The following is a 25872-nucleotide window of genomic DNA, read 5'->3' as shown; positions in this document are numbered from 1 at the left end:
TCACCGGCCGGAGTCTGACTATGCCCAAACACTCGCCATCGACACTCAATCCCAGGTCGCCGCTGGTCCTCGACACGAGGGACCTGCCGCGTCGGCCTGGTGCGTTGCGTACGGTCAAGCGGGTCGCCTCGGCACCGGCGGACCTCGGCGTGGAGTTGATCGGCGTGCCGGAGGGCGCGGACCTCGACCTCGACCTGAGGTTGGAGTCGGTGTCCGAGGGCGTGCTCGTCTCCGGGACCATCAGCGGTCCCGTCCGGGGCGAGTGCGGCCGGTGCCTGCGCGAGATCAACGACTCGGTGGTCGTGAACATCCAGGAGCTGTACGCGTACGAGAACAGCACCACGGACGACACGACCGACGAGGACGAGGTGGGCCGGATGCAGGGCGATCTGATCGACCTGGAGCCGGCGCTGCGGGACGCGGTGGTGCTGACGCTGCCGACCAACCCGCTCTGCCGGGAGGACTGCCCAGGACTGTGCCCCGAGTGCGGGGTGCACTGGGACGATCTGCCGGTCGACCACAGCCACCAGCAGATCGACCCGCGTTGGGCGGGCCTGTCGCAACTGAACCGTACAGAGGAGTAGGAACCGTGGCCGTCCCGAAGCGCAAGATGTCGCGCAGCAACACCCGGTCCCGCCGGGCGAACTGGAAGGCGGCCGTGGTCGCGACCGTGGCCTGCCCGCAGTGCAAGTCGCCCAAGCTGCCGCACGCCGCGTGCTCCGTCTGCGGCACGTACAACGGCCGCCAGGTCCTCGAGGTCTGAGACCTGGACGCCGAGTGACGCCCCCGACCACGGGTCGGGTGGCGCGCGCACCCTGGCGATCGCCCGGTGCCCCGGCTCCTTCCGACGCCGGCCGGCCTGCTCCGGCCGGCGTTCCGATGGAGCCGGGCACCGCGCGGATCGCCGTTGACCTCCTCGGCGGGGACGATGCCCCCGCCGTCGTGGTTGACGGCGCTCTGCGAGCCGTACGCGCCGATCCGAACCTGCACCTGCTGCTCGTCGGCCCGACCGAGGTCGCGGCCGCGGTGACGGACGCCCTCACCCCGGCGCAGCGCGCCCGGACGACGGTCCGCCCGGTGCGGGCCGCCGCCGGCCCGGCGCACCACGCGCCGCGCGCCGACAGCACCGTCCGCGCGGCGGTCGCCGCCATCCGCGACGGTGCCGCCGACGCGCTGGTCTCCGCCGGCTCGACCGGCGCCACCGTCTCCGCCGCCGCGCTCGGCTTCGGCCGCTGGGCCGACGTCCGCCGGCCGGCCCTGGTGGCCACCCTGCCGGCCGTCGCCGGCCCGGTGGTCCTGCTCGACGTCGGCGGCTCCCTGGAACCCCGCCCGCTCACCCTCGCCCGGCACGCCGTGCTCGGTGCCGCCTACGCCGCGGTCGCGCACGCCGTCGACCGGCCCCGGGTCGGCCTGCTCTCGGTCGGCACGGAGGCCGGCAAGGGCGACCGTCCCCGCAAGGCCGCCGACGCCCTGCTCACCGCCGCGTCGCTGCCCTGCGGGGCGCGCTACGTCGGCCTGGTCGAGGGGTACGACGTCGCGCTCGGCGCGCGCGCCGACGTGGTGGTCACCGACGGGTTCACCGGTAACGTGCTGCTCAAGGCGATCGAGGGCGCGTACGCGATGGCCGGCGGCCCGCCCGCCGGCGGCGGTGCCCCCCGCGCGGCGGCCCTGCTCGGGGTGGCCGGGACGGTGGTGGTGTGTCACGGCGCCGCCGGGGCCGAGGACGTGGCCTCCGGCATCGCCCTCGCCGCCCACCTGTGGCGGCGGGGCGCCAGCGACCGGGTCCGCGCGCTGCTCGACGGCGCCGCCGTCGGGTCGCCGGCCGTGGACCGCATCGACGAGGTACGCCCGTGAGCGCGAGAACGGGGTTCGCGCCCCCGGCAGTCCCGAACGAAGAGGTAGGCACATGACGAACGACAAGCGGCGGCGTGCTCCCGTCGGTCACCTCGAGGCGGCGTTCGGTGTGACGCTCGACCCCGAACTGCTGGAGCGCGCGCTCACCCACCGCTCGTACGCGTACGAGAACGGTGGCCTGCCCACCAACGAGCGGCTGGAGTTCCTCGGCGACTCGGTGCTCGGGGTGGTGATCACCACCGCGCTCTTCCGCAACCACCCGGACCTGCCCGAGGGGCAGCTCGCCAAGCTGCGGGCCAGCGTGGTGAACATGCGCGCGCTGGCCGACGTGGCGCGCGGCCTGGGGCCGGACGGGCTCGGCGCGTACCTGCTGCTGGGCAAGGGCGAGGAGAGCACCGGCGGCCGGGACAAGGCGAGCATCCTCGCCGACACCCTGGAGGCGCTGCTCGGCGCGATCTACCTCCAGTACGGCCTGGAGACCGCCGCGATCGTCATCCACCGGCTCTTCGACCCGCTGATGGCGGAGTCGGCCGGCCGGGGCGCCGCGCTGGACTGGAAGACCAGCCTCCAGGAGCTCACCGCCGCGCTGGGGCTGGGCGTCCCGGAGTACCGCATCGAGGGCACCGGGCCGGACCACCTCAAGACCTTCACGGCCTGGGTGGTGGTGGCCGGCAACCGCTACGGCGGGGCCGAGGGGCGCAGCAAGAAGGAGGCCGAGCAGCGGGCGGCCGAGGCGGCCTGGCGGAAGCTGACCGAGCAGGCCGAGAAGGAGCAGGCCGAGCGGGCCGAGAAGGAGCAGGCCGAGCGGTCGGCGGCGGAGGCCGGAGCGGCCACCGACCCGGCCGAGGCGGGGCTGGGGCGTGCCTGAGCTGCCCGAGGTCGAGACGGTTCGGCAGGGCCTGGCCCAGTGGGTCACCGGCCGCCGGATCACCTCGGTCGAGGTACGCCACCCGCGCGCCGTCCGGCGGCACGTCCCCGGCGCGGGCCACTTCGCCGACGTGCTGACCGGTCGGACGGTCACCGACGTGCGCCGGCGCGGCAAGTACCTCTGGCTCCCGCTGGACAGCGGCGACGCCCTGATCGGCCACCTCGGGATGTCTGGCCAACTGCTGCTCCAGCCGATCGCGGCGGCCGACGAGCTGCACCTGCGGGTCCGGTTCCGGTTCGCCGACGACGGTCCGGAGCTGCGCTTCGTCGACCAGCGCACCTTCGGTGGCCTCTCGGTCAGCGAGGGCGGCGCCGAGCTGCCCGCGGAGATCGCGCACATCGCGCGGGACCCGATGGACGAGGAGTTCTCCGACGCCGGGTTCGTCGCGGCGCTGCGGCGACGGCGTACCGAGGTGAAGCGGGCGCTGCTGGACCAGACGCTGATCTCCGGGGTGGGCAACATCTACGCCGACGAGGCGCTCTGGCGGGCGAAGCTGCACGGCGCCCGCCCGACCGACGCGCTGACCGCGCCGGCGGCCACCCGGCTGCTCGGCCACGTCCGCGACGTCCTCGGCGAGGCGATCAAGCAGGGCGGCACCAGCTTCGACGAGCTCTACGTCAACGTCAACGGCGAGAGCGGCTACTTCGACCGGTCGCTCAACGCGTACGGCCGGGAGGGTGAGCCCTGCCGGCGGTGCGGTACGCCGATCCGGCGCGAGTCGTTCATGAACCGGTCGTCGTTCAGCTGTCCGCGGTGTCAGCCGCGGCCCCGCGGCGCCCTGAAGGGGTGACCCCGAGCCGGCTCGGGGTTGCGCCGGTGTGCCGTCCCCCGGCGTCCCGCAGATCCGCCCGGTTTGCCCGGCCGTCCGCTCCGATCACCCGCACGGCCGGCCTTCGCCGCGTCCGGGACGAGCCGGGGCCGATCCCCGATGTCCGCGCCCGCCGTTGTCCCTAGCGTCGACACGGTCGGCAGCGGGCCGACGCGTGGAGGGGGGCCCGGGAGATGGGCAGGAGACCGGTGACGGTGCGGGTGGCGCGGTGGAGCGCCGAGCACCCGTGGCGGGCGATCGCGCTCTGGGTGGTGTTCGTGGCGGTGTGCTTCGTCGGGGGCAACGCCGCCGGCATGAAGGAGGCGACGAGCGCCGACCAGGCGGTGGGGGAGTCCGGCCGCGCCGAGGCGATCGTCACCGAGGGGAACTTCGCCGACCCGGCGGTCGAGAACATCCTGATCACCTCCCGGGCCGGGGCGCTGGACCAGGCCGCGGCGAAGCGCGCGGCGGCCGACGCCGCCGACCGGCTCCGGCAGGTCACCGGGGTCGCGTCGGTGGGCACGCCGGTGCCGTCCCACGACGGCGACGCCCTGCTGCTGCCGATCACCATGTCCGGCGAGCGCGAGGACGCGTCCGACCGGGTGCAGCCGCTGCGCGACGCCACCGCCGAGGTCCAGGCGGCGCACCCGCAGCTGCGCGTCGAGGAGGTCGGCGGGCCGTCGATCAGCCAGGCGCTGGACGAGACCCTGGGCAAGGACTTCAAGCGGGCCGAGCTGCTCAGCCTGCCGGTCACCCTGGCCATCCTGATCGTCGCGTTCGGCGCGCTGATCGCCGCCGGCGTGCCGGTGCTGCTGGCGCTCTCCTCGGTGGCCGCCGCGATGGGGCTGTCCACCCTGGCCTCGCACCTGGTGCCGGCCACCGACACCACGGCCAGTGTGATCCTGCTGATCGGCATGGCCGTCGGCGTCGACTACTCGCTGTTCTACGTCCGCCGGGAACGGGAGGAACGGGCCAAGGGGCGCTCCGGGCTCGACGCGGTGGAGATCGCGGCGGAGACGTCCGGGCACGCGGTGGTGGTCTCCGGCTTCGCCGTGGTCATCTCGATGGCCGGGCTGCTGCTCGCCAACGACGCGGTCTTCTCGTCCCTCGCGGTCGGCTCGATCCTGGTGGTCGCGGTCGCGGTGACCGGCTCGCTGACCGTGCTGCCGGCGCTGCTGGCCAAGCTCGGCCGCTGGGTCGACCGGCCCCGGGTGCCGCTGCTCTGGCGGCTCACCGCCCCGCGTACCGGGCCGGACGGTCGGCCGGCGACGCCGCGCTTCTGGCCGGCCGTGCTGCGCCCCGCGCTGCGGGCGCCGCTGGCCACCCTGGTCGTCTCGGTCGGGCTGCTGCTCGCCCTGGCCGCGCCCGCGCTGGGCATGAAGCTGAACTTCCCCGGCATGGAGGACCTGCCGCGCACCACGCCGGCGATGCAGGCGTACGACCGGCTCACCGCCGCCTTCCCGAGCACCGGCACCAGCCACCAGGTGGCCGTGCGGGCGCCCGCCGAGCAGGCCGACCGGGTGCGCGCCGCGCTGACCGAGCTGGCCGGGCGGGCCGGTGCCGACCCACTGTTCGCCCCGGTCGAGGCGGACGGCCCGAAGATCGAGGTGTCGGCCGACCGGCGGGTGTCGGTGCTGGAGCTGGCCACCCCGTACGCCGGTCGGTCCGACGAGGCGGCGCGCTCGCTGGACGAGCTCCGCGACGACCTGCTGCCGGCGGCGCTCAAGGGCATCCCCGGCGTCGAGTACGCGGTCGGCGGCGAGGTCGCCGGCAACCAGGACTACGCCCGGCACATCGGGGAGAAGCTGCCGATCGTGATGGCCTTCGTGCTGGCGCTGACGTTCGCGGTGATGGTGCTGACGTTCCGTTCGGTGGTCGTCGCGCTCACCTCGATCGTGCTCAACCTGCTCTCCGCCGGCGCCGCGTACGGCCTGCTGGTGCTGGTCTTCCAGGGCACCTGGGCGGAGGGGCTGCTCGGGTTCACCTCGATGGGGGCGATCGTCTCCTGGCTGCCGCTCTTCCTCTTCGTGGTGCTCTTCGGGCTCTCCATGGACTACCACGTCTTCGTGGTCAGCCGGATCCGCGAGGGGGTCCGGGCCGGCATGTCGAACCGCGACGCGGTGGCGTACGGGATCACCTCGTCGGCGGGCGTGGTGACCAGCGCGGCGGTCGTCATGGTCGGGGTGTTCGGGATCTTCGCCTCGCTCAGCACGATCGACATGAAGCAGCTCGGCGTCGGGTTGGCCGCCGCGATCCTGCTGGACGCCACGATCATCCGGGCGGTGGTGCTGCCGTCGCTGATGACGCTGCTCGGCGACGCCAACTGGTGGGCCCCGCGCTTCCTGCGGCAGAAGGCGGCGGCCCCGCCGGCCGACCCGCCCGCCCCGACCCCGGAGCTGGTCGGCGCCCGCTGAAAATCCCCGCCGAGGGGCCCCTGCCGCAGCAGGGGCCCCTCGCGGCGTCAGGGGAGCTGGCAGGGGTCGCGCCAGGCGTCCAGCGACCGGTTCTTGCGGATGGAGGCGAAGCCGTACCCGAGGGTGGTCACGCAGAACGTCGCCGTGTGCCCGGTGTACTCGACGTGGAAGACCGGCTTGTCCGCATCGGCGAACGGCAGCAGCTTGGCGCAGACCTTCAGCCGGACGCACTCCTCGACGACCGCGAAGTCGAAGTCGGGCGCGAGCGCGGCCACCTGGCCCACGTCGTTCATCAGGCCGGGGGAGAGGTCGAGGGAGCGGGCCAGCACCGCCAGCCGCCGGTTGAACGTCAGTTGTTCGTCGTAGCCGAGCGGGAAGCCGGAGCGGTGGGCGTACCCGTCGGCGTCGGCCAGCGCCACCGCGCCGAAGCCCTTGCCCCGGCAGAGCCGGAACCGGTCGGCCAGCACCGGCTCCAGCACGTCCCACCGGCGTACGTCGAGCCAGCGGCGCTGCGCCCGGCCGGTGGGGGTGCCCCGCACGGCCGTCGGGAAGCGGGTGGCGTCCGGGTCGGTGCCGGCGTATGAGCCGACGTGCACCTGGCAGACCAGCCGGCGGTCCCGTCCGCGCAGCGCGGAGGTCTCGGCGGCGGTGGTCCGTACCGGGTCGAGCAGGAAGACGTCCGCCGCGACGTCGGTGTCGACCGGCCCCTCGAGCTGCCACTGCCACTGCCACCGGTGCGCGTACGCGGACGGCCACGGCGTCGGCGCGCCCGGCGGGACCAGCGGCGTGTGGCAGGCGGGGGTCAGCAGGGTGAGCGCGACGGCGGCCGGCAGAGCCCGGCGGACGCCGCGCCGGGTCGGCGGTCGCCGGCGCGCGGCGCTCGGCAGCGGCCTGCTCCGCCGCGCGGACGCTGGCAGCCGGATCCGCATCGGCAGCTCCCGGGTCGTCGGGCGGCGCGACACCGCCCCGCGCCGTCCCGCACGGCGCACCTCACCCGGTCAAACGAGAGCGCCCCCGCCGACGACGCGGTCGCGTCGTGGACGGGGGCGCCCGCGGTACGCCTCAGCGCGGTGCGGCGAAGACCTGGGTCCAGTACGGCCCGTTGCTGCTGGCCACGCCGACGCCGATCTCGGTGAACGCGCAGTTGAGGATGTTGGCCCGGTGCCCGGAGCTGTTCATCCAGGCGTCCATCACCGCGGCCGGGGTCTTCTGGTTCCAGGCGACGTTCTCGCCGTAGGTGCGCCAGGTGTAGCCGACCCGCTCGATCCGGTCACCGGCGTCGCTGCCGTCGCTGCCGTCGTGCGACATGTTCTGGTGGTCGGCCTGGTCCTGGCTGTGCCGCTGGGCGGCCAGCATCAGCTTGTCGTCGATGCTCACCTTCCCGCAGCCGGCCTTGGCCCGTTCGGCGTTGACCAGGTCGACGACCTGCTGTTTCTGGCTGCTGACGCCGGGGCTGACGGAGTTCGGGGTCGACGCGCTGCTGGTCCGGGTGCTCTGCCGGGACGCGGCCGTGGTCCGCTTCGGCGCGGGTGTCGGCTTGACCGTCCGGCTCGGCGACGGGGTCGGGCGGGCGGTGGTCGGCGTGCCGGTGGGGGAGGCGGTGGCGGCGCCGGCCAGCGCGTCGGCGGGGGTCCCGGCGTCCGGCGCCAGCGGGGCGGCGGCGACGGTGTCGTCGACGGAGGCCGGGTCGGCCGCTCCGCCGTCGCCACCGGCCAGCGCCAGGGCGCCCACGCCGAGGCTCACCACCAGCGTGGCGGCCGCGGCGGCGCCGCCGATGACCAGCGGGCGCGGGAACCGGTTCCGCTGCCGGTGCCGGCCCTGCCCCTCGGCCGACGGCTCGGCGTCGACGGCCCGCAGGCTGCCGGTGGCGTGCCGCCAGTCGGCGGGCGGGGCGAACTCGGGGGCGGGCGCGAAGGGAGCACCGGGTGCGTCCGGGTACGCCGCCGGGTCGAGGTGACCGTTCGGCGGGCCGGCCGGGGTCCGGTCGGTCCACGCGTACGCCCGGTCGTCCGGTTCGGTACGCCACTGCGCGGTCGGGGCGTCCGCCAGGTCGTCGCCCGGCTGCTCCGGGTCGTCGCCGAAGAGGTACGCCGAGCGCGGCTCGGGACGGTCGGTCAGCCAGGCCGGCGGCTCGTCGGTGGGCGGTTGCGGACGCCGGGGGGCGCCGTCCGGGTCGATCGGGTCGGTCCAGCCGTACACGCCTGTCGCCTCCACGGGGTCGGTTGTGGGCCGCGCTGACGCTACGGGTGCGCCCTGAACTGCGGCAACGTGGCTAAGGAAGAGTTAAGGCGATGTCGACTCACGTAGTGACCGTACGCACATTTCCCGGCGTACAGTTAAGGAGTCCGGACAGAGCGTGTCCGAGCCTTGCGGCCCCCCGGCAAGTGACAGGGTAGACGTGGAGATGATCTACGGCCTGCGTGAACTTGACGAAGAGGGGGGTGTCGGCTCAATATGTAGGTGTCGCCAGTCGCGCCCAGTCATGCCCGGATTATGCCGGGGTGGCAGTCGCGGACAGTTATTGGGCGCGCGTTGGCCGGCCATTCCGGCAGCGCATATCAAGGAGTCAGCATGGCGAAAGCCCTCTACGGCCACGTAGGCGCAGCGCCCGACCGGCGTCTGCTCGACGAGGTCACCCGTCTGCGGGCCAGGGTTCAGGCACTCGAGTTCGAGATCACGCGGCTGCGTGCCGACAACGATCGGCTCGCCGCGGCCGCCGCGGAGGCCGACGACCTCCTCCGGCTGGCCGAGCCGGCCCTGACCTGATCCACGGGATCTGGAAAAACTGAATCGCACCACCGCGAAAACGCGCGCCGACACTTTTGTGCCGGCGCGCAGCTCTGTCTCCCGTGGCTTTCCGCCGCAATTTCCCGATCTTGTAGGCGTCGACTCCGCCATTCGCGGTCCGGTCCGCGCCCGGTGCCGTCCCGCGGGGCGGGTCGCGTGCCGACGGGTCGCCGCCGAGGGGTTAGTCTGCGGGTTTACCAGGCTCGCGCAGCCGGCGACGGTACGGCGGCCACCGGACGAGGATCGAGAAGGTGCATCTCAAGAGCCTGACGGTGAAGGGTTTCAAGTCCTTCGCCTCCGCCACGACGCTCAAGCTGGAGCCCGGGATCACCTGCGTGGTCGGCCCGAACGGCTCCGGCAAGTCCAACGTCGTCGACGCCATCGCCTGGGTGCTGGGCGAGCAGGGCGCCAAGGCGCTGCGCGGCGGCAAGATGGAGGACGTCATCTTCGCCGGCACCGCCGGGCGGGCGCCGCTGGGCCGGGCCGAGGTCACCCTCACCATCGACAACACCGACGGCGCCCTGCCGATCGAGTACACCGAGGTCTCCATCACCCGCCGGATGTTCCGCTCCGGCGAGAGCGAGTACGAGATCAACGGCGACTCCTGCCGGCTGCTCGACATCCAGGAACTGCTGTCCGACTCCGGCATCGGCCGGGAGATGCACATCATCGTCGGCCAGGGCCGGCTCGACGGCATGCTGCACGCCAAGCCGGAGGACCGGCGGGCGTTCATCGAGGAGGCGGCCGGCGTCCTCAAGCACCGCAAGCGCAAGGAAAAGGCGCTGCGGAAGCTCGACGCGATGCAAGTAAATCTCAACCGCTTGACCGACCTCACCGCCGAGCTGCGCCGCCAGCTCAAGCCGCTGGGCCGGCAGGCCGAGGTGGCCCGGCGGGCCGCCGCCATCCAGGCCAACCTGCGCGACGCCCGGCTGCGGCTGCTCGCCGACGACCTCGCCACCCTGCGCACCACCCTGGACCGGGAGATCGCCGACGAGACCGCGCTGCGCGAGCGGCGCGAGCAGGTCGAGGCCGAACACAGCGAGGTGCAGGCCCGCCTGGGCGAGCTGGAGGCGGCCCTGGCCGAGGACGCGCCGCTGCTCGCCGCCGCCCAGGACACCTGGTACAAGCTCTCCGCCCTGCAGGAACGGTTCCGCTCCATCGAGCAGCTCGCCCGGGAACGGCTGCGCCACCTCAGCGCCACCACCGACGACGAGCGGCCCGGCCGCGACCCGGAGCAGCTGGAGGCCGAGTCGCAGCGGGTCCGCGAGCAGGAGGAGGAGCTGCGCGCGGCGCTCACCGACGACCAGATCCGGCTGGCCGAGGCGGTGGAGCACCGGCAGGAGCTGGAACGGCAACTGGCCGCCGCCGAGCGGGAACTGGTCGCCGCCGCCAAGGCGATCGCCGACCGCCGGGAGGGCCTGGCCCGGCTCACCGGCCAGGTCAACTCGGCCCGGGCCCGGACCACCAGTGCCGGCGAGGAGATCGAGCGGCTCGCCGCCGCCCACGCCGACGCGCTGGCCCGCGCCGAGAAGGCCCAGGCCGACCTGGACGCGGTGGCCGAACAGTCCACCGAGGCGGACCGGGACAACGCCGAACTCGACGAGCGGCACGCCGAGGCCGTCGCCGTCCACGAGAAGGCCCAGGCCGCCGTGCGCTCCCTCGCCGACGCCGAGCGGGCCGCCGAGAAGGACGCCGCCACCTGGAAGGCCCGCGAGGAGGCGCTCGCCCTCGGCCTGCGCCGCAAGGACGGCGCGGGCGCGCTGCTGGCCCGCGCCGGCGACGTGCCCGGCCTGCTGGGCAGCCTCGCCAGCCTGCTCACCGTTGCCCCCGGCCACGAGGCGGCCCTCGCCGCGGCCCTCGGCGGGCTCGCCGACGCGGTCGCGGTCAGCGGGGTGGACGAGGCCGTCGAGGCGATGCGGCTGCTGAAGATCTCCGACGCCGGGCGGGCCGGGCTGCTGGTCGGCAGCCCCGCCGGCCCCGGCATGGACGGCCCGGCCGACGCCCTGCGCCCGAAGCTGCCGGACACCGCCCGCTGGGCGCCCGACCTGGTGGAGTGCGCCGCCGAGATCCGCCCGGCCGTGCACCGGGCGCTGCGCGACGTGGTGCTCGTCGCCGACCTCGCCGCCGCGGCCGAGCTGGTCGCCGGCAACCCGGAGCTGCGCGCGGTCACGCCCGACGGCGACGTGGTCGGGGCGTACGCGGCGGCCGGCGGGTCGGCCAAGGCGCCCAGCTACATCGAGGTGCAGGCCGCCGTCGAGGAGGCCCGCACCAACCGGCTCACCGCCGAGCGGACCAGCGCCGAGCTGCGCGACCAGCTGGTCGACGCGCGGGCCGAGGTGGCCGCCGCCAAGGAGGCGGTGCAGCACGCCGCGGCCGCCAAGCGGGAGGCGGAGAGCCACCGCAACGCCGCCGCCCGCCGGCTCGCCGAGCTGGGCGCCGCCGCCCGCTCCGCGAAGGCGGAGACCGATCGGCTCGGCGAGTCCCGTTCCCGGGCCGAGGCGGCCCGCGAACGCGACCTGCTCGCCCTGGCCGAGCTGGAGGAGCGGCTGCGGCTGGCCGAGGACACCCCGATCGACGCCGAACCCTCCACCGAGGAGCGGGACCAGCTCGCCGCGATGGTGCCCCGGGCCCGGCAGAACGAGATGGAGGTCCGGCTGGCGGTGCGTACCGCCGAGGAGCGGGTCTCCTCGATCGCCGGCCGGGCCGACTCGCTGGCCCGGCAGGCGACCGCCGAGCGGGCGGCCCGCGAACGCGCCGCGGCCCGGCGGGCGGCGCGCACCCGCGGCGCGGCCATCGCCCGGGCCGTGGTGGGCGGCGCGCGCGAGGCGCTCACCCGGCTCACCGCCTCGATCGCCGCGGCCGAGGAGCACCGCGACGCGGTGGCGCGCGAACGCGCCGGCCGCGAGGCCGAACTCCAGGAGGTACGCGGCGCGGCCAAGCGCCTCGGCGCGGAGCTGGAACGGCTGACCAGCCAGGTGCACCGCGACGAGGTGGCCCGCGCCGAGCAGCGGCTGCGCATCGAGCAGTTGGAGGCGAAGGCCGCCGAGGACTTCGGCCTGGACGTGGAGACCCTGGTCGCCGAGTACGGCCCGGACCAGCTTGTCCCACCCACCCAGGTGGACGTGGCGACGGCCGAACGCGACGGCCTGCCGGTGCCCGAGCCGGTCCGCTACGAGCGGCCGGTGCAGGAGAAGCGGGCCGCCAAGGCGGAGCGGGAACTGGCCCTGCTCGGCAAGGTCAACCCGCTGGCGCTGGAGGAGTTCGCCGCGCTGGAGGAGCGCTTCAAGTTCCTCTCCGAGCAGCTGGAGGACCTGAAGGCCACCCGGCGGGACCTGCTCACCGTGGTCAAGGACGTCGACGACCGGATCCTGGAGGTCTTCGCCAGCGCCTTCGAGGACACCGCCCGGGAGTTCGAGCAGGTCTTCACCGTGCTCTTCCCCGGCGGCGAGGGCCGGCTGATCCTCACCGACCCGGAGGACCTCCTCACCACCGGCGTCGAGGTGGAGGCCCGCCCGCCGGGCAAGAAGATCAAGCGGCTGTCGCTGCTCTCCGGCGGCGAGCGGTCGCTGACCGCGGTGGCCATGCTGGTGGCGATCTTCCGCGCCCGGCCCAGCCCGTTCTACATCATGGACGAGGTGGAAGCGGCGCTGGACGACGTGAACCTCGGCAGACTGATCACGCTGCTGGCACAGTTGCGGGAGAAGAGCCAGCTGATCGTCATCACGCACCAGAAGCGGACGATGGAGATCGCCGACGCGCTCTACGGCGTGACCATGCGCAGCGGGGTCACCCAGGTGATCAGCCAACGGCTCAACCGGGCCGACGAGGACGAGCGGCCTGGCCGCGGCGAGGAGAACGGGTAGTGGCTCGGGAACGCGCGACGGCGCTCCTGCTGGACTTCGACGGCGTACTGCGCCGGTGGGATCCGGCGGTGGCCGCCGGTGTCGAGCGGGAGTACGGCCTCGCCGAGGGGGTGCTCGGCGAGATCGCCATGCAGTGGGGGCGGCTCCAGCCGGTGCTGACCGGCCGGGTCAGCCACGCCGAGTGGGTGAGCAGCGTCGCGGACGCGCTGACCGATTCGGTGGGCAGCCCGGAACGGGCCCGCGCCGCCGTCGACCAGTGGCAGCGCTACCGGGGTGAGGTCGACCCGGAGGTGCTGGCGTTCGTCCGGGAGGTCCGCGCGGCGGGCGTCCGGGTCGGGCTGGGCACCAACGCCACCGACCTGCTCGACGCCGACCTCGCCGCGCTCGGCCTGGTCGGCGAGCTGGACGTGGTGGTCAACTCCTCGGTGATCGGCGTGCACAAGCCGGCCAAGGAGTACTTCCAGGCGGCCTGCGACGCGCTGCAGACCCCGCCGGCCCGGGTGCTCTTCGTCGACGACGAGGACTGGGCGGTCCGCGGCGCCCGCGCCGCCGGGCTGTCGGCGCACCGGTGGGGCGGCCCGGCCGACCTGCGCTACCTGCGGGCGGCGCTGGCGTACTGAGCGCGGCACACGCTGACCCCGCTCGGGGAGCATCTCCTGCGGGCCGGGCGCGGCAGCTGACCGACGCCCGGCGGCGGGAGGGCTCAGTCGCCGGTCACCCCGTCGAGGCGCTCGCGGATCAGGTCGGCGTGGCCGTTGTGCCGGGCGTACTCCTCGATCATGTGGACGTACACCCAGCGGACGTTCACCTCGTCGGCGCTGCCGTCGCGGCGCTTGCGCGCGAAGGTCTGGTCCAGCGACAGGTCGGCGGCGGCCTTGCGGGCGGCCTCGACCTCGGCGGCGAAGGTGGCGAACTCGGCCTCGGCGTCGGCGTCGGCGACGGCGTTGAAGTCGGCGTCCGGGTCCTCGTCCGTGCCGTAGATGCCGGCGATGTCCTGCCCGGCGGCCCGGATCCGGAACCACCAGCGCTCCACGTCCGCCATGTGTCGCACCAGCCCGAGCAGAGTCAGCCCGGACGGCTCCACGCTCGGCGTCCTGAGCTGCTCGGCGGTCAGCCCCGCGCACTTGAGCAGCAGCGTCTGCCGGTGGTAGTCGAGCCAGCCCTCCAGCATGGTGCGCTCGTCGCCGACGTACGGTTCGTTGGTCCGGTTGATCTCCGGTGCTCTCCAGGTCATCGGGACATCCTCGTCCTCGGGTGTGACACCGGCGAGTGGTTATCGCCGCCGGCTCGCGCTACCCGGCGGCGGTCCGCCCGACCTGGCCCCGCCAGTGCGCCAGGCTCTCGACCACCATGCCGGTCAGCGGGTGGTCCGGGCCCACCACCCGCAGGCAGTCGGTGACCAGTTCCGCCAGGGCGATGGCCGCGCCGGCCGGGTCGCCGGCCTCGCCCCGCCACCAGGCGAGGTTGCGGCGGGTGTCCAGCGTGCCGGGGTGGTCGACGCCGAGCAGCCGGACGTAGTCGTCGAGCAGCGCCCGCGTCTCCGCGATGGCGGCGGCGTGCTCGCCGGCCGCGCCGAGCTGCCACGCCAGCCCGTTGCGGGCGTTGAGCGTGGTGGTGTGCTCGGGCCCCAGCACCCGCTCGCAGTCGGCGAGCAGCGCGCGCAGGGCGGTGACCGCGCCGGTCCGGTCGCCCGCCTTGCCCCGCAGCCAGGCGAGGCTGCCCCGGGTGTTCAGCGTGTCCGGGTGCTCCGGGCCGTGCAGCCGGAGACGGTCGGTGAGGAGCTGGGCGGTGGCCTCGGCGGCCCCGGCGGCGTCGCCCGCCTCACCCCGCCAGTAGGCGACGTTGTGCCGGGTGGTGAGGGTCAGCGGGTCGTCCGGGCCGACCACCCGCAGGCAGTCGGTGAGCAGCTCGGCGAAGGCGTCCGCGGCCCCCGCGGCGTCCCCGGTCCGGCCCCGCCAGAAGTTGCGGTGGCCGCGGAAGGCCAGCGTCTGGCGATGGTCCGGCCCGAGCAGCCGGAGGCAGTCGGCGATGACCTCGTCCAGGCCGTCCACGGCGGCCCGGACGAGTCCGGACTCGCCGAGGCTCTCGTAGAGGCGGAAGAGCACCTTGTGGGCGCCGGCGCGCAGCAGCAGGTCGCCGACGTGGTCGCGCAGGGCCGCGGCATTGGCCCGGAAGGCCTGGCTGACCGGGGGTTCGACCTCGGTCGGCGGCCAGCGGTGCAGCAGCGCGGCGGCGGCGACCCGGACGGCGGCGACGAGCTGGGCGTCGGTGAGCCGGTCCCGGGCGGCCCGCTGCACCAGGGCGTGCACCCGCAGGCTGCCGCCGTGCGGGTCGTGGGTGACCAGGCTGAGCCGGTGCAGGTTGTGCAGCGCCCGGGCCACGTCGTCGACCTCCACCGGCGCCCCGTCCCCGGCGGCCCGGGCCGTGGCCAGGTGGGCCAGCGCCGCCGGGGTGGCGAAGAGACCGGTGGGTACGCCGTTCGGGTCCAGCAGCGCCGCCAGCTCCAGCAGCGGGCGGGCCAGGCCGACCGGCGCGGCCGCGTCGGCGGCGTCGATCGAGAGCGACCAGGTCGCCGCCACTGTCGCCCGATGGTCGTCGGGGAGGGCGTCCGGCTGCGGCACCAGGTCGTCGAGCCGGCGCTTGCGGTCGGCGAGCATCCGGCGGTACCCGGCGCAGTCCAGGCCCCGGTCCCGGATGAACGCGGCGGCCTGGGCGACGGCCAGCGGCAGGTGGCCCAGGTCGGCGGCGAGCTGCGCGGCCTCGGCGAGCCGGGCCGGGTCGGCGACCGCCCGGGTCAGGTAGCCGACCGCCTCGTCGCCGGTGAAGAGCCCGACCTCGACCAGGGTGCGGTCGTCGGCGCCGAGGACGGCGTCCCGCCGCCTGGTGGTGACGATGGTGCGGCCGTTGCGGTTGGCCGGTGGCCACCAGCCGGCGGCGTCGGCCGGCGCGTCGAGGTTGTCCAGCACCACCAGCCAGCGCCGGTCGGTGCGTTCGCACCAGCTCAGCAGGGCGGCGGCGGCCTGTTCCGGGTCGGCCGCCGGGTCGACCAGCCGCAGTTCCCGGGCCGCCTGGGCGTACGCGGCGACGATCGCGTCCCGGCTGATCGCGGTGGCCCAGACCAGCAGGTCCAGTTCGCCGCTGTCGGCCAGCCGGCGGGCGAACTGGGCGGCGAGCTGGGTCTTGCCCACCCCGCCCATGCCGGAGAGCACCTGGGTGAGCACGGCGGTACGACCGGCCCGGGCCGCGCGGGCCAGGTCCAGCCGGGCACGCCGGTCCTGGAACCAGGACGCCGGTTGCGGGATCCGACCGACCCGCACCGTGCGGGCGCCGCCGGCCGGTGGGCGCTCGGCGGCGCGGGTGGTGCGCAGGGCCTGCACGGCGGCCACCGTGCCGACCAGGGAGAGCACCGCGCTGACGATGCCGGCGATCCAGCCGGCCTGCTCGGTGCCGGCCCAGCCGGGACGGGGCGCGAGCGCGGCCGGGGGCCGCCGGAGCAGCAGGGCCGCCGCGACGGCGGTCAGCAGGGCCAGGGCGAGCAGCACCACGACCCGCCGCCGCGGGGGACGGCGGCCGAAGATCTCACCCACCCCACCATCATCACGGGCGGCCGCACCCCGGCCCCTCGGCGCTCCGGAGCGCATCGGCCGCCCCACGGACGGTGAGCGGATCCGAACAGGTGACCCGCCGGCGGGTCGTCCGGCCACAGTGGTGGCTCGATATGCCGCGCCGGGCGGGTCAGGGCACCACGACGACCGGCCAGCGGCCGGTGCGGACCAGCCGGGTGGCGACGGAGCCGACGAGGCGGTGCCCCGCCTGCTCCGACGCCCCGACCACGACCAGGTCCGCCCGGGTCTCGTCGGCCGCCGCGCACAGCTCGGTGTACGCGTCCCCGCGCCGGCAGAGCAGGGTGACCGGTACACGAACTCGTGCGCGCCGCGCCGGCACTCCCGGCGCAGCTCGGCGACCAGCTCGTCGTGGGTGCGCTGCAGCGCGCCGGCGTCCACGCCGGGGATCAGCGTGGTGAAGCCGGGCGATGAGCTGACGAAGACGACGACCAGGGCGGAGCCCTGCCGACGGCACGAAGATGGTCAGGGAGAGCTGGACCAGGAGCTTCTTGCTGGTCAGGTCGGCGAGCTTGCCCCAGATCGGGGTGGTCGCGGTGGTCGCCAGCAGCGTCGAGGTGACCACCCACGTGTACGCGGACTGACCACCCTTCAGCTCGGTGATGATCCTCGGCAGCGCGTTCGAGACGACCGTCGAGGAGAGGATGGCGACGAACATGCCCAGCAGCAGGCCGGAGAGGGCCTCCAGGATCTGCCGGTGGGTCATGTCGACGGCGGTCGCCCGGGTGGGCGCTGGCGCCTGGGTCATCGTGACTGCCTCCGGTGGGAGCGGAGAGAAGAAGTTGCCTCGGGCAACCGTATGGCCTGGTTGCCTTAAGCAACAGCTTGGTGGCCGGCACGGTATTCCGCCGGACGGTCGGGGTCAGAAGGTCTCGTTGAACCGGTGCAGCAGCCGGGCGAACTCCGCCACGTCTCTCCTCGGCCAGCTCTCCATCGTCCGGCGGATCTGCCCCAGCCGGGCCGCCCGGGCTGCGTCGAAGCGCCGGATGCCCTCCTCGGTGAGACTGATCAGCGCCGCCCGCCGATCGTCCGGGTCCGGGTCCCGGCGCACCAGGCCGAGCCCCTCCAGGCCGTGGATCTGCCGGCTGAGCGTGCCCTTGCCGATGCCGAGCCGGACGGCCAGGTCGGTCAACCGGATCGAACCGGAGCGCCGGAGCCAGAGCAGCAGCCCGTACGCGTTCGGCTCCAGGTTCGGATGCACCTCCCGGGCGATCTCCCAGGACAACGCGCGACCCCGGCGCAGCAACGCGGTCAGTTCGTCCTCCACCGCGCGCAGGGTCTCCGGCGGATGCTCTTCCACGGCACAGAGCGTACGGGGCCGGCTCAGGCCGCCGGGGTGAGCCGCTGCCGGGCGACCTCGCGCAGGTGGCCGTCACTGGTGGTGCCCTCGATCAGCACCTCGGCCTGCCGGCCGGTGTGCGCCAGCGTGGCCACCGCGTTGCCGAAGTACGGCCCGGCCAGCTTCCGCCAGCGGACGCTCGGCCGGCGTACCCCGGCGGAGCGGGCGAGCGCCCGGGTGGCCGCGGCTGGCCCCGGCGACCAGCCCAGCTTCATCAGCGGGCGCATCCCGGCCGGGACCTGGTTGTGGATCGGGGAACAGGTCAACTGGTGCACCGGGGTACGCACCGCCGGGTCGGCGAACCGGGCCCGGGCCACGTACGAGTGGTGCACGTCTCCGGAGAGCACGCTGATCGAGGCCGGCGGCGCGTACGCCGGGCCGGCGCCGACCCGCTCGCCCGGGCTGCCCGGAGCGCCGCTGCCGAGCCGGGCGAAGAGCGCGCCGAGCGCGTCGAAGGAGCGGCTGAACGCGGCCCAGTGCTCCAGGTCACAGGCCCGGCGGATCCGCTCGGAGAGCCCGGCCAGCCACGGTCGGTGGGAGTCGGCGAGCCGCTCGTTCCACGCCTCCACGTGATGGATCCCCGGGGGCAGCAGCCAGGGCAGCGAGGAGCCGACCACCAGGTGGTCGTAGACCCCGTGCGCCCGGTCCAGGAACCAGGACCACTCGCCGGGCGGGAGCATGGCCCGGTTGCCCGGCTGCAGCACCCGGCTGCACCGGTTGTCCAGCATGACCAGGCGGGTCCGCCCCAGGTCGAGGGCGTAGCTCCACTGGTACTGCACGGCCCGCCAGCGCTCGGTGTCATGCGCCTCGTCGGCCTCGGCGTCCACCCGCTCGCCGAACTCGCGCAGCACGATGGTGGCGTCCTCGGCGGCGACCACCTTGGCGTAGAGCGGGTCGTCGGCGATCTCGTCCGGGGAGAGGTTGCCCAGGTGCTGGTAGACCCAGTAGGAGGCGAGGCCGCTGCGGATCCGCTCGGCCCACCAGGGCTGCGTGCGCATCTCCGCCCGCCACGACGCGGAGGTGTTCCAGTCGTCGATGACCTCGTGGTCGTCGAAGATCATCACGCTCGGCACGGTGGAGAGCAGCCAGCGGATCTCCGGATCGCGCCACGACTCCAGGTAGAGCTTGGTGTACTCGTCGAAGCTCACCACCTGGTCGGTGGGGGCGTTCTTCGGGCGCCGGCGGCGCCGCTTGAGCAGCCGCTTCACCGTGGGCGAGGTCACGTCGGCGTAGACCTGGTCGCCGAGCAGCACCAGCAGGTCGGGCAGGCCGGCCCGGTCCGGGTCGGCCATCAACCGCCGGGCGTACGCGTCGAGCGCGTCCGGGGGCAGCCGTCGGGTGGTGGCGTGCTGGGTGGTCTCCCGGCACGAGCCGAAGAGCAGCCGCACCGGCTGGTCGAGGTCGTCGACGGCCCGGGTACGGATCACGCTGGGCGGGAAGCCGTCGCGCGGTACCGGCCAGGCGACCTCGCCGTCGACCAGCACCTCGTAGCTGGTGGCGCTCTCCGGAGTGAGCCCCTCGACGACCACGAGCGCGTAGTGGTGGTCGTACGCGGAGAAGGTCGGCGCGAAGCCGGCGGCCCCGTCGGCCGTGCGGACGGTGACCACGGCGGGCGCGCTGGTCTCGACCCAGACGGTGGCCCGCGTGCCGACCACCCGCCGCAGCAGGGGGCCGATGAGCAGGCATGGGGCGGGCATGGCGAGACCTCCGAGGTGAGCGGACTTCATCTTTACTACCCCGCCGGCGGTCGCACCACTGCTGGCTGTGGCCGAGCCTACCGCCGGAGCCGGCCGACGCCACGGGGTGCGGTCGATGAGACGCCGCCGCCGGCATCTGACAGGATTTCGGCATGACGGAATACCTCCTCGTCGCGCTCGCCCTGCTCGCGGTGCTGATCCTCGGCGGCCTCAGCCTGGTGGTGCCCCGGCTGCGCCGGCGCCCCGAGCCGCCGCTGCCGAAGACCGAGGTCGACACCCGGGCCGAGGAGGACCTGGCCGGTCCGCCCGTCCAGGCGCCCGAGGCCGAACTCTCCACCGGCATCCTGGTCGAGCCGCCGGTGATCGAGGTGCCCGCGCTGGAGGTGCCCGAGCCGACCGCCGGCCGGCTGGTCCGGCTGCGTTCCCGGCTGTCGCGTTCGCAGAACGCCTTCGGCAAGGGCCTGCTCGGCCTGCTCAGCCGCGACCACCTCGACGAGGACACCTGGGAGGAGATCGAGGACAGCCTGATCACCGCCGACGTCGGCATCGACGCGACCCGGGAGATCGTCGACCGGCTCCGCGAGCGGACCCGGGTGCTCGGCACCCGCTCGGCCAACGAGCTGCGCGCGCTGCTCGCCGCCGAGCTGGTCAACGCCCTCGACCCGACCCTGGACCGCGCCCTGCGGACCGCTCCCAAGGACGGCCGGCCGGCGGTGCTGATGGTGGTCGGCGTCAACGGCGCGGGCAAGACCACCACCTGCGGCAAGATCGCCCGGGTGCTGATCGCCGACGGCCGGACGGTCACCCTCGGCGCGGCCGACACCTTCCGGGCCGCCGCGGCCGACCAGCTGGAGACCTGGGGCGGCCGGGTGGGTGCCATCACCGTGCGCGGCGCGGAGCGCGCCGACCCGGCCAGTGTCGCCTTCGACGCCGTCCGCGAGGGCATCGAGGCCGGCACCGACACCGTCGTGATCGACACCGCTGGTCGCCTGCAGAACAAGATCGGCCTGATGGACGAGTTGGGCAAGGTCAAGCGGGTGGTGGAGAAGCACGGCCCGATCGACGAGACACTGCTCGTCCTGGACGCCACCACCGGCCAGAACGGCCTGGAGCAGGCCCGGGTCTTCACCGAGGTGGTCAACGTGACCGGGGTGGTGCTGAGCAAGCTCGACGGCACCGCCAAGGGCGGCATCGTGATCGCCGTGCAGCGCAAGCTCGGCATCCCGGTCAAGCTGGTCGGGCTGGGCGAGGGCGCGGACGACCTGGCCCCGTTCGACCCGGCGCAGTTCGTCGACGCGCTGCTCGGCACCGAGCCGCTCGCCCGGGACGCGTAATCTCGCGGTGACGACTGACGATCGCGCGTTCGCCGGGTGGCGTGACCCTCGCCACGCGCCGCCGGCCCTGGGGAGACCGTACGTGACCTCGCAGGAGATCCCGCTGCACGGCGGGAACGTGAGCACCGTGGTCCGGGTCGGCGACACCGTCCGGCGCAACGCCGGCCCGTGGACGCCCTCCGTGCACGCTCTGCTGCGCCACCTGGAGTACGTCGGGTTCACCGGCGCGCCCCGCGCGCTCGGCATGGACGAGCGCAACCGGGAGGTCCTGTCGTACCTGGAGGGGGAGTGCGGGGAGTACCCGCTGGCCCCGCACTGGGTCACCGACGAGGCGCTGGTGACGGTGGCGACCATGCTGCGGATGTTCCACGACGCGCAGTACGGCTTCGCCCCGCCGCCCGGCGCGGTCTGGCGCTCGTTCGGCCCGCCGCCGCCGGACACCGAGGTCATCTGCCACCACGACGCCGCCCCGCACAACGTCATCTGGCGGCCGGACGGCACCCTCGGGCTGATCGACTTCGACCTCGCCTCGCCCGGCGCCCGGATCTACGACGTGGCGTACGCGGCCTGGACCTGGGTGCCGATCTTCTCCGACCGGGACTCGATCACCCTCGGCTGGAAGCACCCGGACCGGCCGCGCCGGCTGCGGCTCTTCGCCGACGCGTACGGGCTGATCCCGCGCGACCGGCACCGGCTGATCCGGACCATCCGCAAGCGCATCGTCGACCACGTCGAGGGCATCCGTCGGATGGCGGCGGCCGGTGAGCCGGCGTTCGTGCGGATCGTGCACAAGGGCCACCTGCGCCGCCCGATGCGCGACCTGCGGCTGCTCGACTACGAGCGGCACGCCCTGGAGTACGCCCTGCGCTGACCCCGGTCGACCCGACAGGAGTGGCCGTCGCGCGCGCGACGGCCACTCACGTCGTTTCGGGGAGCCATGATCGACGTTCTTCACATGCCCGAAACAAGCCGTCACGCGTCGGAAATCGAGCGGTGTCGGTGAAGGAAACAGGCGGCGGCGAAGCTTCCCGCCAACCGGCTGACGGGCGATGCTGCCAGGTTCCAGTCGGATGGGAGGACTTCCACACCGAGAGGAGGCAGCGTGGAGATCAACACCGGCAACACCGCCTGGTTGCTCCTGTCGTCTGCGCTCGTGCTGCTCATGACGCCGGGGCTGGCCCTGTTCTACGGGGGGCTCAACCGGTCCAAGGGCGTACTCAACATGATGATGATGAGCTTCTCTTCGATCGGGCTCATCTCCGTTCTCTGGGTCATCTACGGCTTCACCCTCGCGTTCGGCACCAACGACAACGCGGGCGTCAACAACGTGATCGGCAGCTTCACCCAGTACCTCGGCACCGAGACCAGCTTCATCGGCGAGGAGTGGCTCTTCCTCGGCGCGGGGACCGGCATCCCCACGTACGTCTTCCTGGTCTTCCAGATGATGTTCGCGGTCATCACGGTGGCCCTGATCAGCGGCGCGGTCTCCGACCGGCTGAAGTTCTCCGGGTGGCTGCTCTTCGCCTTCGCCTGGTTCACGCTGGTCTACATCCCGGTCGCGCACTGGGTGTGGGGTGGCGGCTTCATCGGCGCCAAGATCAAGGCACTGGACTTCGCCGGTGGCACCGCGGTCCACATCAACGCCGGCGCCGCCGCGCTCGGCCTGGTGCTGGTGCTCGGCAAGCGGCTCGGCTGGCCCCGGGAGAGCTTCAAGCCGCACAACGTCCCGCTGGTCGCGCTCGGTGCCGGCCTGCTCTGGTTCGGCTGGTTCGGCTTCAACGCCGGCTCCGAGCTGACCGTCGACGGCACCACCGCGGTGGCCTTCGTCAACACCCAGGTCGCCACGGCCGCCGGCCTGGTCGGCTGGATCATCGTCGAGTGGCTGCGCAACGGGAAGCCGACCCTGGTCGGCGCCTCCTCCGGCGCCGTCGCCGGCCTGGTCGCCATCACCCCGGCCTGCGGCTTCATCGCCCCGCTGCCGGCGGTGCTGCTCGGCCTCATCGCCGGCGCGGTCTGCGCGGTGGCGGTCGGCCTGAAGTACAAGCTCGGGTTCGACGACTCGCTCGACGTGGTCGGCGTGCACTTCGTCGCCGGCTGGATCGGCTCGCTCTCCATCGGCTTCTTCGCCACCCTCCAGGTCAACTCGGCCATCGAGGGCCTGGGCGGCAGCGAGGGCCTGTTCTACGGCGGCGGGCTGACCCAGCTCGGCCGTCAGGCGCTGGGCAGCGGCATCGTCTCGGTCTACTCCTTCGGGGTGGCCGTGGTGATCGCGCTCGCCGTCAAGGCGCTGATCGGGCTCCGCTCCGACGCCGAGGACGAGGTCGCCGGCATCGACGTGGCCGAGCACGCGGAGAGCGCGTACGACATGTCGCCGACCACCGGCAGCGCCGGCGGTGGGGCCTTCGCGCTGGCCGGGCTCACCCCGGGCGCCGGGAAGCCGGCTTCGGGCGAGGCCGGCGAACCGGCCACCGAGCCGGTCAACGAGAAGGTCGCCGGTTAACGTTCCTGGGATGGAGGGGTTGGACATGAAGCTGGTGACCGCGGTCATCAAGCCGTACCAGCTGGACGCGGTGAAGGAGGCCCTGCACGCCCTCGGCGTGGCCGGCCTGACCGTCAGCGAGGTCCAGGGGTACGGGCGGCAGAAGGGGCACACCGAGGTCTACCGGGGTGCCGAGTACACGGTCGAGTTCCTGCCCAAGATCCGGGTCGAGGTGCTCACCGACGAGATGGACGTCGACAAGATCGTGGACGCGATCGTCGCCGCCGCCCGGACCGGCAAGATCGGCGACGGCAAGGTCTGGGTCACCGGGGTCGAGGAGGTCGTCCGGGTCCGTACCGGCGAACGCGGCCTCGACGCCCTCTAGGAGCCACCATGACCTCGTTGATCAAGAGGAATGCGTCAGGAAACACCGACAACGGTGACGCAAACCTCTTGATCAACGAGGTCGGTGGCATCGGGGAGGCGGCGCGGCGGGAGCGGGCTGCCGGGTTTGACCGGTGGCTCGGGTCGTTGGTGCCGGGGCGGGAGGGGATCGCGCTGGTCGCGGTCGGCGGGCTGGGGCGGCGGCAGTGCGCGCCGCACGGCGACCTCGACCTGGTGCTGCTGCACGCCGGGGTGCCCGGCGTCGACGAGTTCGCCGCGTCGCTGTGGTACCCCATCTGGGACGCCGGCGTGCGGCTCGACCACTCGGTGCGCACCCTCGCCGAGGCGCTCTCCGTGGCCCAGGACGACGTCAAGGTCGCCCTCGCGCTGCTCGACGCGCGCTTCGTGGCCGGCGACCGGGCGCTCGCCGACACCCTCATCCGCACCGCCGCCGACCACTGGCGGCGTACCGCCGTCCGCCGGCTCCCCGCCCTGCGGGAGATCACCGAGAGCCGCTGGCGTACCCACGGCGAGCTGGCCTTCCTGCTCGAGGGAGACCTCAAGGAGGCCGCCGGCGGGCTGCGTGACGTGGGCCTGCTGCGGGCCATCGCCACCGCCGGCATCACCGACGCGCTGCGCCCCGCCGTCCGGGCCGCGCACCTGCGCCTGCTGGACACCCGCGACGCCCTGCACCAGCAGGTCGGCCGCCGGGTCGACCGGCTCATCGCCCAGGAACGCGACGGCGTGGCCGGCCTGCTCGGCCTGCGACAGTCCCCGCCCGGCGGGTCCGACGACGCGCAGCAGCCCGGCGCCACGGCCAGCGACGGTGACGTGCTGCTGCGCCGGGTCGCCGGGGACGCCCGGACGGTCAGCCACGCCCTCGACGACGCCTGGCGCGCCGCCGACCGGTTGCGCTCCGGCCGCCGCCGGGGCGGCGACGGCCGCCCGGTGCGCCGGCCCGTCGCCCGGGACGTCGTCGAGCACGACGGGGAACTGGTGCTGGCCCGCACCGCCATCGGCGCCCGCCCCGACCCGAGCCTGTCGCTGCGGATCGCCGCCGCCGCGGCCACCACCCGGCTGCCGATCGCCCGGGCCACCTGCGAGTGGCTGGCCGCGTACTGCCCGCCGCTGCCCGCGCCCTGGCCGCCGGCCGCCCGCGCCGCGCTGATCACCCTGCTCGGGGCCGGTCCCGGTCTGGTGCCCGCCTGGGAGACCTGCGACCGGTACGGCCTGATCGACGGCTGGCTGCCGGAGTGGACCCGGCTGCGCAGCCTGCCCCAGCACAACCCGGTGCACCGGTTCACCCTCGACCGGCACCTGGTGCAGACCGCGTACGAGGCGAGCCGGCACACCCGCGAGGTGGACCGTCCCGACCTGCTGCTGCTCGGCGCGTTCCTGCACGACATCGGCAAGGGGTTACCCGGCGACCACAGCACCGTGGGGGCGCCGGTGGCCGAGGCGGTGGCCGCCCGGATCGGCCTGCCCGCGCCCGAGGCGGCGCTGATCGGCACGCTGGTCCGGCTGCACCTGCTCCTGCCCGACGTGGCCACCCGGCGGGACCTCGACGACCCGGTGACCATCGCCGGGGTCGCCGAGCGGGTCGGCGACACCACCACGCTGGACCTGCTGCACGCCCTGGTCCGCGCCGACGCGGCGGCCACCGGGCCGGCCGCCTGGTCGGACTGGAAGGGGCGGCTGGTCGCCGAGCTGGTGGCCCGGGTGCGTACCGCGCTGGACACCGGCGCCCTGCCCGCGCCCCCGGCCCCGGACCCGGCGCTGGTGGCGGGGCCGCTGCCGGTCGTACACCTGACCGAGGACCGGGTGTCGGTGGCCGCGGCCGACCGGCGCGGCCTGCTCGCGACGGTGGCCGGCTGCCTGGCCCTGCACCGGCTGGAGGTACTGGCCGCGGACGCCTCCACGGTCGACGGCCGGGCCCTGGTCGAGTGCCGGGTGCAGCCCCGCTACGGGCTCGCGCCGGACCCGATCGCGCTCAGCGCCGATCTGCGTCGCGCCGTCAACGGGGACGTCTCCGTCACCCAGCGGCTGCGCGGCCGGGCTCTCGCGGCGCGGGGGGAGGGGGCCGCGCCGCGAGTGGTCTGGCACCGGGAGGCGGCCACCGACGCGGTGCTGCTGGAGCTGCGCGCCGCCGACGCCGCCGGGCTGCTCTACCGGGTGACCTGCGCCCTCGACGAGGCCGGCGCCCAGGTCCGCGCGGCCCGGATCTCCACCCTCGGCGGCGACGTGGTGGACGCGTTCTACCTGGTCGGCGGCTGGCCCTCCGACGCCGAACGGGCCCGGCTCGAAGCCGCCGTGCTGGCCGCCGTCTGACCCGACCGCCGACCGCCGGTACGTCCGGCGGCGT

General features: G+C 74.4%; 21 protein-coding genes and 1 pseudogene. 14 read left to right on the top strand and 8 right to left on the bottom strand.

Annotated elements, in window-relative coordinates:
- Positions 1 to 20 precede the first annotated feature (20 nt).
- The 6 genes from ACTMTB_RS10630 to ACTMTB_RS10605 all read left to right on the top strand — a co-directional run bounded on the left by ACTMTB_RS10630 (position 21) and on the right by ACTMTB_RS10605 (position 6004).
- A complete protein-coding gene (locus ACTMTB_RS10630; protein ID WP_357618590.1) occupies positions 21 to 584 on the top strand; it encodes a YceD family protein in 564 nt (187 codons plus the stop codon).
- 5 nt (positions 585 to 589) lie between these two features.
- A complete protein-coding gene (gene rpmF, locus ACTMTB_RS10625; protein WP_088646032.1) occupies positions 590 to 763 on the top strand; it encodes a 50S ribosomal protein L32 in 174 nt (57 codons plus the stop codon).
- 116 nt (positions 764 to 879) lie between these two features.
- Entirely contained in the window at positions 880 to 1854 is a 975-nt protein-coding gene (locus tag ACTMTB_RS10620; RefSeq protein WP_441144552.1) for a phosphate acyltransferase PlsX, read from the top strand.
- Positions 1855 to 1906: 52 nt separating this feature from the next.
- Positions 1907 to 2722: a ribonuclease III gene (gene rnc, locus ACTMTB_RS10615; RefSeq protein WP_441144550.1), complete on the top strand. Its 816-nt coding sequence runs from the start codon at positions 1907 to 1909 to the stop codon at positions 2720 to 2722.
- Positions 2715 to 3572 carry a bifunctional DNA-formamidopyrimidine glycosylase/DNA-(apurinic or apyrimidinic site) lyase gene (gene mutM, locus ACTMTB_RS10610; RefSeq protein WP_154943408.1) on the top strand — a complete coding sequence of 286 codons (858 nt, stop codon included), beginning with the start codon at positions 2715 to 2717 and terminating at the stop codon, positions 3570 to 3572. Before rnc ends, mutM begins: the two co-directional genes overlap by 8 nt.
- A 212-nt stretch (positions 3573 to 3784) precedes the next feature.
- Positions 3785 to 6004, top strand: a complete 2220-nt coding sequence (locus ACTMTB_RS10605) for an MMPL family transporter (RefSeq protein WP_441144548.1) — start codon at positions 3785 to 3787, stop codon at positions 6002 to 6004.
- A gap of 47 nt (positions 6005 to 6051) precedes the next feature.
- Here the strand turns inward: ACTMTB_RS10605 and ACTMTB_RS10600 are convergent, their stop codons facing one another.
- Both ACTMTB_RS10600 and ACTMTB_RS10595 read right to left on the bottom strand, forming a co-directional pair.
- Complete coding sequence (locus tag ACTMTB_RS10600; RefSeq protein ID WP_441144546.1) at positions 6052 to 6933, bottom strand: endo alpha-1,4 polygalactosaminidase; 882 nt, start codon at positions 6931 to 6933, stop codon at positions 6052 to 6054.
- Between the two features lie 133 nt (positions 6934 to 7066).
- Complete coding sequence (locus ACTMTB_RS10595) at positions 7067 to 8218, bottom strand: CAP domain-containing protein (protein WP_441144544.1); 1152 nt, start codon at positions 8216 to 8218, stop codon at positions 7067 to 7069.
- Between the two features lie 357 nt (positions 8219 to 8575).
- On the opposite strand from ACTMTB_RS10595, the gene ACTMTB_RS10590 reads away from it, so the two are divergent.
- From ACTMTB_RS10590 to ACTMTB_RS10580, 3 genes are all read left to right on the top strand, one after another.
- Complete coding sequence (locus tag ACTMTB_RS10590) at positions 8576 to 8770, top strand: hypothetical protein (protein WP_007456482.1); 195 nt, start codon at positions 8576 to 8578, stop codon at positions 8768 to 8770.
- Between the two features lie 272 nt (positions 8771 to 9042).
- Positions 9043 to 12654, top strand: coding sequence for a chromosome segregation protein SMC (gene smc, locus ACTMTB_RS10585; RefSeq protein WP_441144541.1), 3612 nt, complete (start codon positions 9043 to 9045; stop codon positions 12652 to 12654).
- Entirely contained in the window at positions 12654 to 13274 is a 621-nt protein-coding gene (locus ACTMTB_RS10580) for an HAD family hydrolase (RefSeq protein ID WP_441144539.1), read from the top strand. The genes smc and ACTMTB_RS10580 overlap by 1 nt, the downstream gene beginning before the upstream one ends.
- 83 nt (positions 13275 to 13357) lie before the next feature.
- On the opposite strand, the gene ACTMTB_RS10575 is transcribed toward ACTMTB_RS10580, so the two are convergent.
- The 6 genes and pseudogenes from ACTMTB_RS10575 to ACTMTB_RS10550 all read right to left on the bottom strand — a co-directional run bounded on the left by ACTMTB_RS10575 (position 13358) and on the right by ACTMTB_RS10550 (position 19313).
- On the bottom strand, positions 13358 to 13888 hold the full coding sequence (locus ACTMTB_RS10575; protein ID WP_441144537.1) for a DinB family protein: 531 nt from the start codon (positions 13886 to 13888) through the stop codon (positions 13358 to 13360).
- 58 nt (positions 13889 to 13946) lie between these two features.
- Positions 13947 to 16241: a tetratricopeptide repeat protein gene (locus tag ACTMTB_RS10570; protein WP_441144535.1), complete on the bottom strand. Its 2295-nt coding sequence runs from the start codon at positions 16239 to 16241 to the stop codon at positions 13947 to 13949.
- Positions 16242 to 16389: 148 nt separating this feature from the next.
- Positions 16390 to 16599 (bottom strand): universal stress protein, encoded by a 210-nt coding sequence (locus ACTMTB_RS10565; protein WP_441145005.1) that lies wholly within the window; start codon positions 16597 to 16599, stop codon positions 16390 to 16392.
- A 132-nt stretch (positions 16600 to 16731) separates the two neighbouring features.
- A pseudogene (locus ACTMTB_RS10560) lies at positions 16732 to 17025 on the bottom strand (MFS transporter); the annotation flags it as partial.
- Positions 17026 to 17139: 114 nt separating this feature from the next.
- On the bottom strand, positions 17140 to 17577 hold the full coding sequence (locus ACTMTB_RS10555; RefSeq protein ID WP_441144533.1) for a MarR family winged helix-turn-helix transcriptional regulator: 438 nt from the start codon (positions 17575 to 17577) through the stop codon (positions 17140 to 17142).
- A gap of 23 nt (positions 17578 to 17600) precedes the next feature.
- Positions 17601 to 19313 (bottom strand): alkaline phosphatase D family protein, encoded by a 1713-nt coding sequence (locus tag ACTMTB_RS10550; RefSeq protein WP_441144531.1) that lies wholly within the window; start codon positions 19311 to 19313, stop codon positions 17601 to 17603.
- Positions 19314 to 19465: 152 nt separating this feature from the next.
- Between ACTMTB_RS10550 and ftsY the strand changes: the two genes are divergently transcribed.
- From ftsY to ACTMTB_RS10525, 5 genes are all read left to right on the top strand, one after another.
- Positions 19466 to 20647, top strand: coding sequence for a signal recognition particle-docking protein FtsY (ftsY, locus tag ACTMTB_RS10545; protein ID WP_441144529.1), 1182 nt, complete (start codon positions 19466 to 19468; stop codon positions 20645 to 20647).
- Between the two features lie 7 nt (positions 20648 to 20654).
- The gene (locus tag ACTMTB_RS10540; RefSeq protein WP_179803565.1) at positions 20655 to 21518 is read left to right on the top strand and encodes a phosphotransferase; all 864 of its coding nucleotides are present in this window, start codon (positions 20655 to 20657) and stop codon (positions 21516 to 21518) included.
- A 231-nt stretch (positions 21519 to 21749) separates the two neighbouring features.
- Positions 21750 to 23147 (top strand): ammonium transporter, encoded by a 1398-nt coding sequence (locus ACTMTB_RS10535; RefSeq protein ID WP_441144526.1) that lies wholly within the window; start codon positions 21750 to 21752, stop codon positions 23145 to 23147.
- Positions 23148 to 23172: 25 nt separating this feature from the next.
- Positions 23173 to 23511, top strand: a complete 339-nt coding sequence (locus ACTMTB_RS10530; protein ID WP_170285500.1) for a P-II family nitrogen regulator — start codon at positions 23173 to 23175, stop codon at positions 23509 to 23511.
- 8 nt (positions 23512 to 23519) lie between these two features.
- Positions 23520 to 25838 carry a [protein-PII] uridylyltransferase gene (locus tag ACTMTB_RS10525; protein WP_441144524.1) on the top strand — a complete coding sequence of 773 codons (2319 nt, stop codon included), beginning with the start codon at positions 23520 to 23522 and terminating at the stop codon, positions 25836 to 25838.
- Positions 25839 to 25872: the final 34 nt, after the last annotated feature.

The sequence above is a fragment of the Micromonospora sp. L32 genome, from assembly GCF_052068055.1.
Lineage (GTDB): Bacteria > Actinomycetota > Actinomycetes > Mycobacteriales > Micromonosporaceae > Micromonospora > Micromonospora purpureochromogenes.
The sequence above is the reverse complement of the archived record's forward strand: the minus strand, read 5'-3'. Positions and strand labels throughout refer to the sequence as shown.

Excerpts from the sequence above, each read along its gene's own strand:
- ACTMTB_RS10620 (WP_441144552.1), top strand. The coding sequence starts at position 880 with ATGGAGCCGGGCACCGCGCGGATCGCCGTTGACCTCCTCGGCGGGGAC.
- rnc (WP_441144550.1), top strand. The coding sequence starts at position 1,907 with ATGACGAACGACAAGCGGCGGCGTGCTCCCGTCGGTCACCTCGAGGCG.
- ACTMTB_RS10600 (WP_441144546.1), bottom strand. The coding sequence starts at position 6,933 with ATGCGGATCCGGCTGCCAGCGTCCGCGCGGCGGAGCAGGCCGCTGCCG.
- ACTMTB_RS10525 (WP_441144524.1), top strand. The coding sequence starts at position 23,520 with ATGACCTCGTTGATCAAGAGGAATGCGTCAGGAAACACCGACAACGGT.
- ACTMTB_RS10530 (WP_170285500.1), top strand. The coding sequence starts at position 23,173 with ATGAAGCTGGTGACCGCGGTCATCAAGCCGTACCAGCTGGACGCGGTG.
- ACTMTB_RS10590 (WP_007456482.1), top strand. The coding sequence starts at position 8,576 with ATGGCGAAAGCCCTCTACGGCCACGTAGGCGCAGCGCCCGACCGGCGT.
- ACTMTB_RS10575 (WP_441144537.1), bottom strand. The coding sequence starts at position 13,888 with ATGACCTGGAGAGCACCGGAGATCAACCGGACCAACGAACCGTACGTC.
- ftsY (WP_441144529.1), top strand. The coding sequence starts at position 19,466 with ATGACGGAATACCTCCTCGTCGCGCTCGCCCTGCTCGCGGTGCTGATC.
- ACTMTB_RS10550 (WP_441144531.1), bottom strand. The coding sequence starts at position 19,313 with ATGCCCGCCCCATGCCTGCTCATCGGCCCCCTGCTGCGGCGGGTGGTC.
- ACTMTB_RS10605 (WP_441144548.1), top strand. The coding sequence starts at position 3,785 with ATGGGCAGGAGACCGGTGACGGTGCGGGTGGCGCGGTGGAGCGCCGAG.
- ACTMTB_RS10630 (WP_357618590.1), top strand. The coding sequence starts at position 21 with ATGCCCAAACACTCGCCATCGACACTCAATCCCAGGTCGCCGCTGGTC.